Raw genomic sequence first — 1,967 nt, 5'->3', positions numbered from 1 at the left:
CGCTGGTGAAGATCGCCGCGAACATCTGCGGGAACAACATGCACAGCGCCCACATCGCCGTCGCGTAAACAAGGCAGCTCGCCAATAACAGATGGAACGCTTTCTTCACGCGGTCGATATTCCCCGCGCCGTAATTGAAGCTGATGATCGGCTGCGCGCCCTGGGTTAAGCCCTGCAGCGGCAGCATTGAGAACTGCATGACGCTGGACAGGATCGTCATCGCGCCGACCGCCAGATCGCCGCCGTATTTCAGCAGGGAGGAATTAAAGCACAGCACCAACAAACTTTCCGTCGACTGCATAATAAACGGCGCAACGCCCAGCGCCAGAGCCGGGAACAGGATCTTGGCGTCGATGTTGAAATATTTCGGATGCAGCTTGAGCTGACTCTTCTTTCCGCTTAAAAACTGCAGCACCCAGACCGTCGAAACCGCCTGCGACAGCACTGTCGCCAACGCCGCTCCGCGCACGCCCATGTTGAAGCCGAAGATCAGGATCGGATCGAGCACAATGTTGGTAATTGCGCCGATGATGACCGTTAACATACTGATGCGGGAGAACCCCTGGGCGGAAATGAATGCGTTCATGCCCAGCGTCAGCTGAACAAAAATCGTGCCCGCGGCATAGATCATCATGTACGCCTTCGCGTAAACGATCGTGTTTTCACTGGCCCCGAACATCATTAACAGCGGCTCGCAGAAAATCATCGTGACCGCCGTCAGAACGACGGAAGTGATGACCAGCGCGGTGAAGCAGTTGCCTAAAATCTTGTTGGCCTGTTCGTTATCGCCCTTGCCCATCATGATGGAAGCCCGCGGGGCGCCGCCCATGCTGACGAGCGCCGCAAACGCGGAAATAATCATGATTAAGGGAAACGCGACGCCGACGCCGGTTAACGCCGACGCCCCCGAGCCTGGAATATGGCCGATGTACATCCGGTCGACCATGTTGTAGAGTGCGTTTACGACCTGAGAAGTGATCGCCGGCACCGCTAACGCAAAGAATAAGCGTCCGACACGGTCCTTCCCTAAATTTGTTTCTTTCGATTGAATCATAGTTAATCCCCTTTCCGATTGGTCATCGCTTCGATGTTGGCGTAAATCTGATGCTGAACCCGGGTATACACCGCCAGTTCTTCTTCCGAGATACCGCGGGTCACGGTTTGTGAGAAATGATCCATACTGACACGCATCTGACCGATTACCGGAGCCGCTTTCTGCGTCAGCCGCAGATGCAGGATCCGGTGATCCTTCGCATCTTCCTCACTGGTCAGGTAACCGCGGCGCACCAGTGCGTCCACGCTGCGGCAGACTAAGCCTTTGGAGACGCCCAGGGTCACGGTCAGTTCCTTGGCTGTGTTGATCGACGGATTGTTCGACAGAAAGATCAGAACGTTCATTTCATTGGGCGAAAACGCTTCGCCGGCAGCGGAATGAGCGCAGAAGCGGCTGTACGCCTCGCGCAGACGGGCATAGCCTTTCAGCATCTGTTCCACGTTGGAGATGGGTATCCGTATCTTACTCATCGACGTTTTTCCTCCTCGATTAGTTTACTTGTATACGATCATTCCTAAGTATACTCCGGATCAGCCGCAAGTCAAGCTCTCTTTTCCCCTATCTCTATTCTTTTCCTGACCGGCTGGTTCCTATCCCGGCCAATTCATTTGCCTTCGATATAAAAGAGGAACTTACAGCGGAATTGACAGGCTTGCTTTCTGCATGACAGAAAGAAAAACGGCGGTCTGCGCGAGTCCCGCCGTTTCTGAATCAGAAGGAAATAATAAAATAAGTGCTGTCTGCGTTATAAATACCGGGCCGTAGCGCTTTCCCCCTGCGCTTTTAAAGCCTGCGGAGTCCCGGCAAACATCAGCTGGCCGCCTTGATCGCCGCCCTGCGGCCCCAGGTCGATCACCCAGTCGCAGGCCCGGATCAGCTGCGGGTTGTGTTCCACAACAATCACGGTATGACC

At 54.7% G+C, this 1,967-nt stretch carries 2 protein-coding genes; both read right to left on the bottom strand.

Going from position 1 to position 1,967, the window contains the following annotated elements:
* Positions 1 to 1,054 (bottom strand): MATE family efflux transporter (locus HOLDEFILI_RS02375; RefSeq protein ID WP_006057771.1); only part of this gene is annotated, 1,054 nt, incomplete at its 3' end.
* A 2-nt stretch (positions 1,055 to 1,056) separates the two neighbouring features.
* The gene (locus HOLDEFILI_RS02370; RefSeq protein WP_006057770.1) at positions 1,057 to 1,524 is read right to left on the bottom strand and encodes a MarR family winged helix-turn-helix transcriptional regulator; all 468 of its coding nucleotides are present in this window, start codon (positions 1,522 to 1,524) and stop codon (positions 1,057 to 1,059) included.
* Positions 1,525 to 1,967 lie beyond the last annotated feature (443 nt).

It is taken from the genome of Holdemania filiformis DSM 12042, assembly GCF_000157995.1.
Lineage (GTDB): Bacteria > Bacillota_I > Bacilli_A > Erysipelotrichales > Erysipelotrichaceae > Holdemania > Holdemania filiformis.
Note: the sequence above shows the minus strand (reverse complement) of the source record. Positions and strands in the feature narration are given on the sequence as shown.

Bases quoted from the DNA above. Each gene is read 5' to 3' on its own strand.
- HOLDEFILI_RS02370 (WP_006057770.1), bottom strand. From the start codon at position 1,524: ATGAGTAAGATACGGATACCCATCTCCAACGTGGAACAGATGCTGAAA.